General features: G+C 62.8%; 14 protein-coding genes. 4 read left to right on the top strand and 10 right to left on the bottom strand.

Annotation, left to right across the window (positions count from 1 at the left end; genetic code table 11):
* Positions 1 to 36 precede the first annotated feature (36 nt).
* Positions 37 to 777, top strand: coding sequence for a hypothetical protein (locus tag ACRAKJ_RS18740; RefSeq protein WP_438926496.1), 741 nt, complete (start codon positions 37 to 39; stop codon positions 775 to 777).
* An 80-nt stretch (positions 778 to 857) separates the two neighbouring features.
* Here the strand turns inward: ACRAKJ_RS18740 and ACRAKJ_RS18735 are convergent, their stop codons facing one another.
* The 9 genes from ACRAKJ_RS18735 to ACRAKJ_RS18695 form a co-directional block, all read right to left on the bottom strand.
* On the bottom strand, positions 858 to 1,715 hold the full coding sequence (locus ACRAKJ_RS18735; protein WP_438926495.1) for an RNA-binding domain-containing protein: 858 nt from the start codon (positions 1,713 to 1,715) through the stop codon (positions 858 to 860).
* 140 nt (positions 1,716 to 1,855) lie between these two features.
* The gene (locus ACRAKJ_RS18730; RefSeq protein ID WP_438926494.1) at positions 1,856 to 2,155 is read right to left on the bottom strand and encodes a DUF7701 domain-containing protein; all 300 of its coding nucleotides are present in this window, start codon (positions 2,153 to 2,155) and stop codon (positions 1,856 to 1,858) included.
* Positions 2,152 to 2,628, bottom strand: a complete 477-nt coding sequence (locus tag ACRAKJ_RS18725; protein WP_438926493.1) for a RipA family octameric membrane protein — start codon at positions 2,626 to 2,628, stop codon at positions 2,152 to 2,154. Before ACRAKJ_RS18725 ends, ACRAKJ_RS18730 begins: the two co-directional genes overlap by 4 nt.
* Positions 2,625 to 3,008, bottom strand: coding sequence for a TIR domain-containing protein (locus ACRAKJ_RS18720; protein WP_438926492.1), 384 nt, complete (start codon positions 3,006 to 3,008; stop codon positions 2,625 to 2,627). Before ACRAKJ_RS18720 ends, ACRAKJ_RS18725 begins: the two co-directional genes overlap by 4 nt.
* An 87-nt stretch (positions 3,009 to 3,095) precedes the next feature.
* Positions 3,096 to 4,010, bottom strand: coding sequence for a hypothetical protein (locus ACRAKJ_RS18715; protein WP_438926491.1), 915 nt, complete (start codon positions 4,008 to 4,010; stop codon positions 3,096 to 3,098).
* Positions 4,011 to 4,291: 281 nt separating this feature from the next.
* The gene (locus tag ACRAKJ_RS18710) at positions 4,292 to 5,821 is read right to left on the bottom strand and encodes a toll/interleukin-1 receptor domain-containing protein (RefSeq protein ID WP_447009058.1); all 1,530 of its coding nucleotides are present in this window, start codon (positions 5,819 to 5,821) and stop codon (positions 4,292 to 4,294) included.
* Positions 5,822 to 5,874: 53 nt separating this feature from the next.
* Positions 5,875 to 7,911 carry a TIR domain-containing protein gene (locus ACRAKJ_RS18705; RefSeq protein WP_438926489.1) on the bottom strand — a complete coding sequence of 679 codons (2,037 nt, stop codon included), beginning with the start codon at positions 7,909 to 7,911 and terminating at the stop codon, positions 5,875 to 5,877.
* A gap of 41 nt (positions 7,912 to 7,952) precedes the next feature.
* Entirely contained in the window at positions 7,953 to 10,181 is a 2,229-nt protein-coding gene (locus tag ACRAKJ_RS18700; RefSeq protein ID WP_447009057.1) for an IS630 family transposase, read from the bottom strand.
* A 179-nt stretch (positions 10,182 to 10,360) separates the two neighbouring features.
* Positions 10,361 to 10,729, bottom strand: a complete 369-nt coding sequence (locus ACRAKJ_RS18695; RefSeq protein ID WP_447009056.1) for a GNAT family N-acetyltransferase — start codon at positions 10,727 to 10,729, stop codon at positions 10,361 to 10,363.
* Between the two features lie 106 nt (positions 10,730 to 10,835).
* On the opposite strand from ACRAKJ_RS18695, the gene ACRAKJ_RS18690 reads away from it, so the two are divergent.
* The 3 genes from ACRAKJ_RS18690 to ACRAKJ_RS18680 all read left to right on the top strand — a co-directional run bounded on the left by ACRAKJ_RS18690 (position 10,836) and on the right by ACRAKJ_RS18680 (position 13,872).
* Positions 10,836 to 11,240 carry a transposase gene (locus ACRAKJ_RS18690; RefSeq protein ID WP_438925476.1) on the top strand — a complete coding sequence of 135 codons (405 nt, stop codon included), beginning with the start codon at positions 10,836 to 10,838 and terminating at the stop codon, positions 11,238 to 11,240.
* A 134-nt stretch (positions 11,241 to 11,374) separates the two neighbouring features.
* Positions 11,375 to 12,808 carry an NF041680 family putative transposase gene (locus ACRAKJ_RS18685; protein WP_438925477.1) on the top strand — a complete coding sequence of 478 codons (1,434 nt, stop codon included), beginning with the start codon at positions 11,375 to 11,377 and terminating at the stop codon, positions 12,806 to 12,808.
* Positions 12,809 to 13,047: 239 nt separating this feature from the next.
* On the top strand, positions 13,048 to 13,872 hold the full coding sequence (locus ACRAKJ_RS18680; RefSeq protein ID WP_447009055.1) for a transposase: 825 nt from the start codon (positions 13,048 to 13,050) through the stop codon (positions 13,870 to 13,872).
* A gap of 12 nt (positions 13,873 to 13,884) precedes the next feature.
* Here ACRAKJ_RS18680 and ACRAKJ_RS18675 read toward each other — a convergent pair whose 3' ends face one another.
* On the bottom strand, positions 13,885 to 14,472 hold the full coding sequence (locus tag ACRAKJ_RS18675; protein ID WP_438925479.1) for a GNAT family N-acetyltransferase: 588 nt from the start codon (positions 14,470 to 14,472) through the stop codon (positions 13,885 to 13,887).
* Between the last annotated feature and the right edge of the window lie 23 nt (positions 14,473 to 14,495).

Genomic DNA, 14,495 nt, shown 5'->3' with positions numbered 1-14,495 from the left:
CGGATTCTCGGAAGGAAGACCCGTCACCCGAAGTCCTTGAAGACAGAGCCCGCGACAGAAATTCTCGCCAGGCTCAGAGACTCAGCGGAGGAATTTTGCCTGTTGCTACGGCCGTTCGGTCATGATGGGGCAACTGTTCTCCACCGCGGGCGTGCGACCGGCATTCTATCCGTCGGTGCCACGCTTGAGGAAATCGTCGCGCTGTCCATAGAGCGGGTACTCAACGTACCCACCTATGCGGTCGTTGACCAAGATCTCAAATTTGCGACACCGGGGCCGATCTATATGCATGCTCCGAACAATGACTGGAAACGCCATGTTCGCGAGTTGATCGTCGGCGCCCAGTTCATCGTCCTCATGCTGCCGGAGGGGCAGAAGTCGTCAGATATCCGCTCTTCGTTTGCGTGGGAGCTGGAGCAGATTACTCACTTCGGGCTCCAGTCGCGGGTAATCCTGGTGCTTCCCCCGAAGCGTAAATCGGATAATGGCCAAGCCCATCGAGTAGCACTACACCAAGCCTGTGTCATACTCGCAGCGATGGACGGCTTCGCTGGCACCGTCGATGATGTTGACGATTTGCATGTGGCTCATCACGAGAAGTCCATGCCCAACACGACGTTTCTCATCAAGGCCGATCGATCCCATCCCAACTGGACATCGAATCGGATAAGTCCGATGGTATATTACTCCAAAACGCCGGGAGTGCTGCCAGGGCTACCAAATTTCGTCCAGGCTATGCAGGAGATCGTGGAGTTGAGTCGCGAGACGGAGATTTAGATCAGTCCCCTTCGTTCACTAGGAAATTGCCACCATCAACTGGTTTGTGCTCCGGCGACAGCCCCATCCGAACAACGACTCTACGCGCGCGCTTTGATGACATCGTCGTACGCGGCCTTGAGCGCGGCGGGGAGGCCGCGCTCCAGTTGGGTCGCATTGGCGTAAAGTAGAATTTTGCTTGTCCGGATATCGAACGCCATCTCCGTATCTTTCCGGGCCGTACGGATCAAGCGCTTCTTAGCCCCGACGGCGACACCGGCCTCGAAGTAGACGTTCGGACTGTTGAAGGTGAAGTCGGCCAAGACGATGCTGGACTCGTGGATGCGCGTGATGATCTCGGTCGTAATTTCGTAGTCGCCTTGCTCCAAGTCCATACGCAAGGGATCGATGGGAAGCTTCGACGATGACACCGCTCGAAGAATCGCTTCGTAATAGTCAACCAGAGCCGGCTGCTCTTCGAACCTGAATGACATGGCGATGAACATCGTCAGTTTTTCCGCAGACGACGATTGCAATCCATCAGCACGAGGAACGAAGTCGCGCCTCATTAGAACTCTGTCATCAACTCGTGCGTAGACTTCGCCGCTCGCCGTTCGTACCGGCGCGATTTCATCGGGAGCCCTGGGCACTGAAATAACGACGACATAGGCATCAAGCCCTTCCGTCGAGGCCCCCGCCTGTACGGCGTCCACCCGGAAAACGACTGGCAAGCTTTCTTGAACCTTTTTCAATCGAACCATAAGACGCTTGACTTCAGACGTTTGTATACCGACAAGCGTGCCGTCATCCCCTACCCCACATAAGAGGGTCCCTCCATCCGTGTTGGCAAACGCCACGATCTCACGCACGAGCACGTCCACATGCCGAACCTCGAGCTTGAACTCGACATACTGGTTCTCGCCCTCGGCCACAAGAGCTTCGAGCTCTGACAAATCCAATCTCTACTCCTAGGGGTAACAGCAGGATCCACCATCACCGACAGCTGCGACTCTACGGCACGTCGGTCGTCAGGGCTTAAGTGCAGGAACCGTGCAATGCTAGTGATATCATTACTTGCGCTAACGTGACTGCATGTGTCTCAACGCGTATCCTTGAGTCTCTGCGCAACCGAATGTATCGCTTCGACATACGGACGATCTTCCAGCTTCGTCCGGTCGTCGAGATCGTCGAACGGAAGTATTGCGGCGTGCTCCGGGTTGATCGTTAGCATCCAGGCACACCAGGCATCATGAACATCGGACGACGTGACGGCCTGGCCTTTTACACGCACCAGCACCGCGTACAGGATGAACAGCTCTTCGGCGCCCTCTGGCGGAGTTGCGTACGGCGGCAACGCCGCCTTGATCAAAGCAGCAACTTCCTGCAGGTACGGCATCATGTCGTCACTCGTCCAATGAAAAGAAGGATATAGAGGCCAGCAAAGACGAACGGGACCGTGCGCTCGACAGTGCCTAGTTCAGCGTAACGGCCACGCCAACCCGGAACCGGATCCTTCTTCAAGCTGGCCCACTCATCCGTGAAGATTTTTATAGGCAACCGCTCTTCCGTAGCGTTGATAACCGCGAACTTTGCACGATTGAGATCGCGGTAGCTCCTCAACTGCAACCACCACGAGAGAGACAGAACCATTCCGGCAATCGCGACGACGAGAGAGGTCCACCACGGCATCGACTTCAATGACGGTGTCGCCAGCCCCACAACAGCAATGAAGCCCGTTTGAACCGCAAGAAAAAAAGTGTTAGTCGTTGAACGCCGAGCAGAGACTCGGTCAGCCATCTCGACGGCCAGCTTGTACAGTTCGATCTCTCGGGGATCGACTTCACTGATTTGCTTAGGTGGCTCTTCAGTCATCGTCCACCGCCCACAAGCTTCTTCAAGTTATCCCAAGTCCACTTGTAGATCTTGTCAGACGCCTTCGCGGTCGTGGGCTTCTTCCCTGTCGAGTCGGAGTAACCGTTGAGCAGGAAGTACTCGATTCCTTCCTCCTGGGCGATCTGCAACTCGATAGCGACACCTGTAGCGGTATCGGTGTGGTTCCCGCAGATAACGATGACCAGGTCTGACGCGCGGATGCGACGTCGCGCCTCTGCCTTCCACCCCGGTGACGCAACCTTGATCGACCAGTCAGCAATCGTGAAAGGAGAGTCAGGAAGCTTCGCCTGTCCGACAAGAAACTCCTTCAGAACGACATCGTGATCGTAGTCGAAGCTGATAAACACTCGTTTCGCCATGCTGCCCCTTTCTCCGAAGACAACACAGACTACACCGCAGTCAGGCCACGTCCCTGCGTGCGACACGAAGGAAACGCGCCCTGACGGCTAGGCGTGGTCGTTATTCTGAACTTCTAGCTCCTCCTCCAGCACCCACACGAACGCCACCCCGGCCCGCGGCAGCATCCAGCCGTCGAAGCTGATGTTCACCGTCTTCGGCTCGTCGGTGCGCCGGGAGTGCTCGACGCGGGAGGCCTGGCTGCTCGCGAAGAAGTCCAGCGTGTTGATCCGCCGGATGCCCACCTGGCCGTAGTCGAACTGCACGTGGAAGCCCTTGGTCGGCCTCGGCAGATCGAGGTACAGCAGATGGCCGTGGCGCTGTACGAGTACTCGGTATGTGTACGCCACGGTGACGCCACGTCCCGCGTGGGCACGTCCGAGGTTGACGGCATAGACCTGGGCGCCAGAACGCGAGGTCCGGCGCACGGCCTTCTCCTTGCCGTCAACGGAGAAGCTGGTGAGTTCGTAGGCGTCAGGGCTGGCCGCGTCCAGCCCGCTTGACTGCCCGAAGTACCACGCGGAGGTGACGCTCGGATCGCGCAGCATCTCGCGGTACTCCGCTTGATCATTGACGCAGGCGAACCGCATCGTGCCACCCGCAGGCTGGACCCTGTACTCCCAGCGCACCGTGGCGACGAACATCGAACCGCGACCGGTCGCTGGGCCGCCCGACCACGGGCTGAGCGAGACTGACGTCTTCACGTCGTACCAGCGTTCGGGTGCGTGGATGACTTGGTCGCGAAGGTCGGTGTAGAGGTCCCTCGCGAGTGCGTTGTCCTTGAGCCTCAAGGCGATGGCGTTGGTAGCCACCCTGTCGAGGTGATCGTCGGAGGCGACGTCCTTCAAGGTGTTGGGATCGAAGGCCAAGGCTTCGAGCACTGCGTCGCGGATGGCAGGTGCCTCGGCATGCACGGCTTCGCGGAGCCCTTCCTTGGTGTGCTGCTCGCCGAGCTCGCGGTCCAACAGCTCAAAGAAGAAGCCAACGACGCCGATGCCGAAGAGCCCTGAGCCAAGTTCGGTCAGAGGGATGGGGATCGGCAGCGCCGCAATGGACGAAAGTGGTCAAGTGTCGAAAGCTGGCCGAGCAGGAACGTTGAAGCCTGTCATACGTGATTCACCAACCTCAAGTACACAGAACACGGAACGTGCCCGGCCCGGAGCTCATCACGAGTCTCGCTTATTTCGCAAATTCGGCGGTGCCCACGAGGCTCAGCATTGGCACATGGGAGCGGAAGTGGCTGCGACTAGAAGCGAGTACGCGCCATCTTGTTGAACATTTCGCTATAGCCCTCAACAGCAGCGACAGCCCGCTCAACCTTGCCACCGAATAGACCGACGCTCAGCGGTGCCCAGAGATCTCCTTGCGCGTCAATTTCCGCTTTAATCTCCCCGACAGCCCCCGACCCGTACCGAGCACGCCACGTCGAACGGCCGAACCAGTTTGAGTGTTTCAGCCACGAACGCCCCGCAGCGTCCCCCGCCTCCAGGCTCGCGAAATCTTGCGAAATCAACCCGAGCATGACTTCAGCCCTGTCGAACGCGTCGTCAAAGGCAGCTTCGTCGATGTATTGATCCACAAAGTGTGGCTGCAAGATGGTATGAAGCCACTCTGCTACAGGCGTATAGTAGACACCCGACTGGCGACCAGTGAAAACCCGGAGTGCAGTGCGCGGATCTTCACCCGTCTTTGCCGACCTCGAAATGACGCTAGGGAGCAATCTATCCATTCCCTCGAAGGGCACCCATGGATTCTCTGCATCGATTAGCACCTGACGCCCCGTACCATGCTGCTGCGGAATGGTTACATCGACCAGCAGAGTCTTCAGGTTATCCCAACGGCCTTGTCCGGTTGCCGCTAGGGCTGCGGTGAACACAGAAACGAGCGCAGGCACATGGTGCAAATTCAGCAAAACGCCGTCGCCGCTCTTCAGCTTCGCAGCTTCTCCGGCAATCGCTTTGAGCGCTGATACCCACGGTGCAAGGGACTGCCCTTCACCCCAGCGAGCAGCGACTTGCAAAGAGGCGCAGAACGGTTCGGCAAGCTGCCAGTAGGACGCCGCGAGCTCGGCGCAGCGCACCATGCGGTCTTCACCTGATCCCTCTGGTAGCCCAGTAGGGAAGCGGTCGCTATCTCGCATAGCGGTCAAGATTCGACGTGCTTCCTCTAGTACGAGATCATTCAGCTTAATCTTCATTGCCGGTTCGGGAATCGCATCTTTCGCCGCTTGGCGCATCATGTTTACTCGCGCGGCCACGTCGCCCCGGTCGGCCGAGTCCGGTACCGTTGCAACATCCGACATCGCAGTTTTCACCACCCGACTAATCATCGCGATCAGCGCTTCAGCAGCAGTTGCCTCATCCTTACCGAACAAGTTGACGTATTGGATATCGCTCAGAGTTCTGCCCGCGCCGAGATCCCACTTCGGAACATCTACCTCAGCGAAGCGAACAGGAACCAGCCAAGTTGCTTCCGGGGGCAACATGCGAAACTCCTCGGCTGCGAGCGCCAACTCCTCGTTCATGTAGCCTCTTGCTTTGGCTTGAGATCGTTCAGAGAAGCAAGCTAGGAACAGCAGTGTTCCAGAGCGGATGGCTTCTCGGATCTTCCGCTTCCAATCATCGCCAGGCGCAAGAGAGTCGCGATCTCTCCAGTAAGGGATACGTGCCGCCTCCAGCATCGCACATAGTTTGTCGACTCGTTCTACGTCTTCGTGCACGTACGACACAAAGACATGCTTAGCTTCATCACTCGGCATGAGCTCGCGTCCAATCACTCGACAAACACACCGTTCGTCAATTCCGCTATGACGGAGGGGGCGGAAGCTGATCAGCGAGGACGAGCCATCTTATTGAACCCTTCAGCATAGTCCTTAGCCGCCGTAGTAGCCCGTTCAAGCCGTCCGCCAAACAGACCTGCGGCCAACGGTGCCCAGGACGTTCCTTGCGTCTCGATCTCCGTGGTGACGTCCGCTAGAGCCCCGCCCCCGTACCGGGCGCGCCATGTCGATCGGCCGAACCAGTAGGAACGCTTCGACCAGGCACGCTCCGGGTCAGTCCCAATCCAAGCATTCCAGATGTCCTGCGAGAGCAAGCCGAGCAGCACTTCAGTCCTGTCGAATGCTTCGTCGTATGCAACGTCATCCGTGTACTGGTCCTTGAAGTGCGGCCGGAGGATGGCGTATAGCCAGTCAGCCACTGGTGTCAGGAGCCGAGTGGCCTGGTTGCTGGCAAACATCTTGTAGACGGCGCGAGGTTCTTTACCGGTCTGGGCAGCTCGCGCGACGACGTTTGGAAGCAAGTCTTGCCACTCATCGAAGACGGTCCAAACGTGCTCCACTTGCATAAGCGGGTCACGTCCCCCTCCATGCTCGCTTGGCAGGGTGATATCTAGCAGAAGGGTCTTCAGGTTGTTCCACTGTCCGTCTCCTACAGCGGCCAAGGCCGCAGTGAACGTTGCGGTGAAGGCAGGAACGTGCCGCAGGTGCAGCAGTGCGACGTTGCCGCCCACCGACTTGGTGGCCTCACTTGCGATCGTCCTGAGCGCCGATGCCCACGGTGCAAGTACCTGCCCTTCACCCCATCGAGCCGCGATCTGAAGAGAAGCACAAAAGGGTTCGGCAAGCTTCCAGTAGTCCGCGGTAACCTCGGCGCAGCGCATTACATGCTCGTCGTTCGTTCCGCCCAGCCGGTCTGTCGGAAACCGCTCTCCATCCCGCATTGCCGTCGAGATTCGTTGCGCTTCGTCGGTGATGAGGTCGTTCAACTCGATGCGCTTGGCCGGGTCAAGGATCATGTCCTTAGTTAGCTGGCGAAGCTTGGTCAGCCGGTCGGCGTCATCGGCTTCCTCGACCGAGGCCCGTACTGTCGCCGGGTCAGGGCTGGTGGTACCTATGACCTTGCTGACCGTGTTCGTGAGGCTGACCAGGTTGGGCACGTACCTACTACCGAACAGATCCGCATAGTTGAGGTCGCTGAGGGTCCGGCCCGCACCAAGATCCCAAGCGGGGACCTCCACGTCATCGAAGCGGACGGGGATGAGCCAGGTCGCTTCTGGCGGATACTGGCGGAACTCCTCAGCAGCGAGGGTGAGCTCCTCGTTCATGTACGACCTGGGCTTCGCCTTGGTCTGCTCTGAGAAGCAGGCCAGGAAGACGAGGGAGCCAGAACGGATGGCGTCGCGGACCTTCTGCTTCCACTGGTCGCCGGGAGCAAGCGCTGTCTTGTCCCGCCAGTACGGGATGTTGGCCGCGTCCAGCGCTTCGCACAGCTGGTCGACCTTCTCCGCGTCTTCCCGCACGTAGGACACGAAGACGTGCTTGGCCTCGTCGCTCGGCATGGCGAGCAGGGTACTGCGGAGGTCCGACGGGCCAGGCTGGTTCTCCCCTGTCGAGCGGGAGGTGGTCGTGGGTCGTCGTCTTGAAGTGTTCGTCCGGCCGTTGTCGATGGAGGAGGGCCGGAAGCTGGCCCGGATCGGGCGAACCGCGAAGGACCCGGTGCGTCTGCGTCGGGCGATCGTGGTGTTGATGTCGGTCCGGGGGCAGGCGGTGCCGGACATCACGTCGTTGATGCAGGTCAGCGCCGAGTACGTGCGTGATGTGATCCACTCCTCAGGCTGCGGCCCCGGCAGCGGGGCCGGGACCACCCCCGCTCGCACGCGGAAGACTTCCTCGCGCGTCGAGGCTGGCGGGTGCCGGGCAGCGTGATAGGACTCGGTGAGCCCGTCGACAGCGGAGACGCCGAGCCGCTGCACGTCGGAGCGGTGGTGACTGGATCGACAGCGGTCCAGGCCTGTCGACGTGCATAGTGTTCGACTGGTTTCGTGGGGGTTGTCAACGATCTCGCAAAATTGCGAAATGAAGTTCACGAATTTACGAAAGAACACTTCGGGAAATTCGACGAAGCATCCTACACCTCACGCCGCCTGTCCCGCCACTTCCGAACGCCCGGCAGGAGCGACGAATCCTCGACCACACCGCGCCCATCCAGGACGCCCTGCACGTTGCCCAGAAAGCCCTTGGCGAAGCGCCGCTCCATCGCATGCAGCGCGGAAGGCACCCCCGCGCCGGCCACCACCAGCAACGGGTTCGCCATGACTGCGAAAACGGCGCCCGCGGCGAGCACCCGGTTCTTGACCGACGCGAAGTCGATCACGACGGTGGACCGGCCGTCCCCCGCCTCCACCACTGCGGCCGTGACCTGGCGCGTGACGCCCATGGTGGTAATGGTGAAGACGACCGTTACGGCCTCCTCGTCTAGCGCGACCTGCGGGTACCCGAGCAGTTCGACCGCGCCGACGAGGGCGTGGAACGCCCCAAGCCGCGTGGCGCGCAACGTCCGCTCGTACCGCTTGGACTTGGTGAGCGCCTGCTTGAGGTCGAGCTTCTCATCGGTGTGCGGGTCGTACGACGGCAGGACGCCGCGCCGTTCCAGTGCTTCCAGCAGGCGGCGGAAGTCGTATTTCCAGTCCTCGTCGGAAAGACGAAGGGCCTGCTGCCGCACGAGCGTCCACAGGCTTTCGGGAATGTCTTCCTTCGCTGGCATCCCGGCTCGCCCGACGAGCACCGGCACGAGCGCTATCCCATTGCGCAGCGCGGTCTCCAACTCCCGCCGGACCCAATCACCCGGTGAGTGGAGCCGGCGCTTCCCTACCCCGTCGACCTCGCTGGCCCAGTGCTCGCCCAGCACCACGATGACCGCTCTTGACGACCGCAAGGCCCCTTCGAGCCGCTGGACGTAGTCCTGCGCGGGCAGGTTCGAGTCGATGTCCCGGTAGACCCGTTCGTCCCCGAAGTAGTCCCGCAGGCCATCGGCCAACCGCCCGACCCACGGACCCGAATCAGAACGCCGGTAAGAGATGAAAATGCCACTGCCGACCTGTCGTTCCGCTGCCACGCACGCTCCAAGTCCGGTCCACGTCCGACAACGGCCCATCGCCCGGATCAGGTCACGCGTTTCACGTTCATAGAACGGCGATAAATCATTTCTCACAGTTCCGTCGACGACATCGTCCCGAGGTACGTGACGAGCCGGTGGCTTGTCATGCAGCCTTGGCCGGTAATGGGTCCAGGTGCGGATGGGTGAGTCGGTGGCGAAGCCGGTCTTGGGCTGGGCGCGGGCGTTGCGCCAGCGGATGAACGAGCCGATGGCGGCGTTCTGTTCGGCGTGGGTGAGGTGGTCGGTGCCGTTGAGGGCGAAGTAGCGCAGGGCGGCGAACTCCGCCTCGATCCAGTTCAACCAGCTGGAGTAGGTCGGCAGGAACACCAACTCAGCGTCGTTCTCGGCGGCCCACTGGCGGACGTCGGGGTGCCGGTGCGGGGAGAAGTTGTCCATGATCAGGTAGAGCCGCTGGTCGGGCCAGCGGGCGCGCAGGGTCTTGAGCAGGTCGAGGAACTCGCGGTGGCGTTTGCGGCGCCGGATGCGGTAGTGGATCTTTCCGGTGGTCAGGTCGAGTGCGGCGAGCATGTGCATCACGCCGTGGTGGCGGTTGTAGGTCGCCCGTAATCGGCGCGGCGACCCGGTGGGTCGCCAGGCTTTGCCCTTGCGCGGCAGCAGGTTGAGCGGTCCGAACTCGTCGACGCAGATCACCCTGCCGTCGGCGGGTGGGTGGTCGTAGAGATCGAGGATCCGCTGCATCTTGGCGAGGAAGTCCGGGTCGGTGGAGGCCTTCCAGGTGGTGGTGGTCTGCCAGGAGACGCCGGCGTCGCGCAGGATGCGGCGCAGCGTTTCCCGGCTGATCGCGGCGACGGTGCCGCGGTCGAGCAGGTGGTCGCGCAGCTTGGACAGCGACCAGGTGGAGAACGCGGTGATGCCCCAGTCGGCGGGCGCAGTGCGGGCGATCAGGCAGATCCGTTCACGGATCGCCTCACCGATCGTCCGACTCCGCCCGCCGCTCCATTTTGGGTCCAGCGCCGCGAACCCCCGCTCGTTGAACGCGTGGATCACATCACGGACGTAATCCTCGCTGACCTGCATCAACGAGGTGATGTCCCGGACCGCCTGGCCCTGGCCGGACATCAGCACCACGATCGCCCGGCGTAGCCGCACCGGGTCCTTCGCGGTTCTGGTGATCCGCTGGATCTTCCGGCCTTCCTCCATCGACAACGCCCGGACGAACACGCTCGGCCGACGAGCCACAACCACCTCCCGCACTCGACATGCGGGACCAGCCTCGCCGATCAGCCGAACCGATCGATTACCGGGTCAACCCTCCGAGACGCGCCACTAGCTGCGTTGGTCCGTTGAGAAGGCCGTTTCCAAGGCCGCGGGGGGCTTGCTCGGTTCCTCAGCGGTTGTCGCCCTTGAGCGCGTGCGCATCAGACTTCGAGGGCCCAGCGCACGTACCGCATCGTCGGTGTGAAGCCGGTCTTCTCGAAGACCCCGGACGCCCTGGAGGGGTTCGCCGAGTCCACGCTCAGGCTGGCGCGGTCGTAGTGCTGGTCGACGGCGGCCCGCAGTGCGTGCCCAATCAGGGCGCTGGCGGCGCCCCGTTTCCGGTAGTCCGGGAGTGTTCCGATGAGCATGAAGTGCGCGTCGCGGACGCCGGTGGCCACCGTATCGGCCTCCCAGGACATGGTCACCAGCATGCCCACCGGAGCCCCGTTCGCTACCTCCCGGAGCAGGAAGCTGACCTCGGGCCGGAACGTCTGGTTGGTGATCTTGTTCTTCCACAGGTCCACCGGCATCGGTACCGCGCCCCAGTGGTCCTTGAACGACTCGTTCCCCTCTTGGTCAGACTTGCGTGAGACACCCTGTGTGAGGGTGGGTTCATGATCGAGGGCGGGATCGGAGATGCTCGTGCACGTGTCCTCGCCATCCGACAAGCAGTCCCGGTCCTCCTCCCACGGTGAGAAGCCCGACCCGGCGCCACGTCCGTCGCGCCGGGTGTTCACCCCGGACTACAAGCTGGCCGTGGTCACCGAGTACGAGAACGCACCCAACGGGGAGAAGGGAGCAATCCTGCGCCGTGAGGGCCTCTACTCCTCCCACATCATCGAATGGGCCAGGGCGCGTGACGCGGGACGCCTGACCGGTAGTCCCGCCGAGCCCGGCACGTCGCCGAAACCAGCGAGGAAATCCGCCGAACAGATCGAGCTGGAGAAGCTGCGCCGCGAGAACGAGAAGTTGACCTCGGACCTCGCGAAGACCCGGATGGCGCTGGACATCATGGGAAAAGCGCACGCGCTCTTGGCTTGAGATTTAACCAACCCTTGAACTGGTGCGAGCAGGTTTAGCTGTTCAGCAGACAGCGGGCCCGGTTTCTGGTGATCATGTCCTCTCGCTTGGGGTCGAGATCGGATCGGCCAAGCCTGACGGCTGTGGGGGTGGGTGTGCTGCACGAGGACGCCGGCACGGAGGCGCTGTCGGCGTTGTCCCGGTTCCGTGAGGTGTTCTACGAGTGCCTGAATGCTCGTGCGGACGCGTTGTTCGAACTGGCGGACGCAGTGATCTGTACTGACGGCCCGGTGACCTCGCTGGTCGAGTTGTCGCTGGCGCCGGTCTTCCGCCGCGGGCACGGCGCCCTCTACGACGCACTCGCCGACGGGGTGGTCGACGAGGATCGGATCCGCGATCTGCTGGCCGATCAACTCCCGGCCAACGCGCCTCTGGTGTTCGGCGTCGACGCGACCACCTACCCCCGCCCGAACGCCGAATGCTCACCGGATCGGGGTCTGCACTACGCGCCGTGCCGCTGCGACGGCGATCGGAAAGTGGTGCCGGGCTGGCAGTTCCAGTGGGTGATGGGATTGGAATGGGGCAGCTCGTCGTGGACGCTGCCGGTCGACGCGCGCCGCTTGCCGCAGGGTTCGTGTCCGGTAACCACGACAGCAGAACAGATCCGCGACCTGACCGCCCGGGTGGCCTCGCGAACGGAGTGCACCGACCGGCCGGCACCGTTGTTCGTCCTGGACCAGGGTTACGCCGCTGCCGCGCTCACTCATGCGCTCGGTGACACCGAGGTCCAGCTACTGGTGCGCATCGCCGGTGATCGGGTGTTCTACGACGGCCGACCCGGTCCTCGCAAACCCGGCCCTGGCCGGAAAGGCGTGCACGGCAACAGGTTCGAGCTGGCCGCGGCGGAGCAGTCACGCCGCCCTGACCAGTCCCTGGTCGTGCCCGACACCACCAACTACGGCAGGGTCGAGGTCCGCGCCTGGCATGGGATGCACCAGAAGGTGCAACGCACGGGGTATTTCGCGCGGATGCAGCCCGAGCTGTTCACCCGGCTGCCTGTCATCGAGGGCACCGTGATCGAGGTCCGCGTCGAGCGGTTGCCCGACGGACGGAGTCCGCACCGCACCATGTGGTTGTGGCACTCTGGCCCGCAGGCACCCGACCTGGACGTGTGCTGGCGCGCCTACCTGCGCCGCTTCGACATGGAACACACCTTCCGACTGATGAAGTCGCAACTGGGATGGACCGCCGCGCGAGTCCGTCACCCCGAGCAGGCGATCCGCTGGACCTGGCTTCTGATCGCCGCGTACGTCCAACTCCGGCTCGCCCGAAGTCTTTCCGCCGACCTGCGGCGTCCCTGGGAACGACGAACCCTGCCCGGCAAACCCCTGACACCCCAGCGGGTCCGGCGGGCATTTCGTCATCTGCGCCGCCGGCTCGGCACTCCCGCCCGCCTGCCGAAAACCAGCCACCCCGGACCAGGACGTCCGCCCGGCCGAACGAGCACTCCAGCTCCGCGCCACCACATCGGATCGGAAATTCGCAAAACGGACACCCGGAAGGCCGGGAGCGGGAAGAAGAAGGGTTAAATCTCAAGCTTGGAAGAACTGTCCGGGGGCGCGGAGGACGACAGGCCGCCGACGAGGTCCTGACGAGCGCGTTCGCCGAACTGCGCGCGGCGGGCGTCTCGGTGAGGAAATCGTGTGTACTGACCGGGTCGTCCCGGGCGACGCATTACCGGCATCTCAACCCGAAGGGCCCGGTGCACGGGCCGTGGCCGGCACGGACGCCCCCGCCCCAGACCCTGGACGCCGGTGAGCGTGCCCAGGTGTTGCAGGTGCTCACCTCGCCCGCCTACCGGGACCTGGCGATCCCGCAGGTCTGGGCGCGTGAACTGGACGAGGGCCGGTACTGGTGCTCGATCTCGACGATGTACCGGATCGCGCGCGCCGCGGGCCAGGTCCGCGAACGCCGCCGGGTGGCGACCCACCCGCCGCGGGTCCGGCCCGAGCTGTCCGCCCGCGGTCCGGGCGAGGTGTGGTCCTGGGACATCACCGCGTTGAAAGGACCGACCAAAGGCGTCTGGTACAAGTGCTACGTCATTCTGGACATCTTCTCCCGCTACGTCACCGGATGGCTGGTCGCCGCCGCAGAGGACGCGGTGGTGGCGAAGGACTTCCTCGCCGACGCCATCGCCCGCAACGGCACCGAACCACACACAATCCACGCCGACAGAGGCGGCGCGATGGTCTCCAAACCAGTCTCCGAACTCCTCGTCGACCTCGGAGTCCTGCGGTCCCACTCCCGCCCGCGCACCTCCAACGACAACCCCTATTCCGAAGCGCAGTTCAAGACCCTGAAGTACATGCCCGATTTCCCCGACCGGTTCGGATCACTGCAGGACGCGCGCCTGTTCTGCGAGGGCTTCTTCCTGTCCTACAACCACGAGCACCGTCATTCCGGAATCGGGATGCACACCCCGGCGTCGGTGCACTTCGGCACCGCCGGACAGATCCGCGACCAACGCCAGGCCGTCCTCGACCGCGCCCACGCCCGACACCCCGAGCGCTTCGCACGCCGACCCCGCCCACCCGCACTGCCCGACGTGGCGTGGATCAACCAACCCGTCGATCAACCACAACCGGTCCCATAGACACAACGTGTCTCACTTGACTTGACAACTACCGTTCCGGGTCACCCGGAAATCTTCGTCGTTCTGCTCCGACCACGGCTCGACCCGCAGCCCGTCGGGGATCGCCACGGCGCCGAGCGCGTCGCCGAGTGAGTGTTCCATGCGCTGGAAGTAGCGGACCGGCGCGAAGCCCTGGGAGCGGAGAAGTTCGGGAACGCCGGCGATGTGCTCGCTCTTATGGACGTCGACCACGAGCTTCAGTGTTGGCTGATGCAGTGCGTGCAGCACCTTCGCCGCCGCCACCCCGGCTTCCACGAGCACGGTGCCGACACCCCGGCGGCGGTAGTCAGGGTGGACCCCGCCGTCCAGGAAGACCCGATGGACCTCTTCCGCAGACGGCTTGTAGCGAATCTTCATGTAGCCGACCATCACGTCGCCGTCGAAGGCGGCGAGGCTCCCGCGCTCCAGGTCCGTGTAGGGGTCGAGGAGCTCCGTGAGGGTGTCCTCCTCGGTGTAGTTCTCACCGATCTTGTCCACGGCCTCGATGGCGTTGAGCAGGTCGGCCGACGCCTTGGCGTCCTCGCGGGTAAGCGGCTGCCACGTGAGGGATGCATCCAACATGCGACGGACGGTAATCCCCGCGC

This window comes from Saccharothrix sp. DSM 118769, from assembly GCF_052936295.1.
Note: the sequence above shows the minus strand (reverse complement) of the source record. Positions and strands in the feature narration are given on the sequence as shown.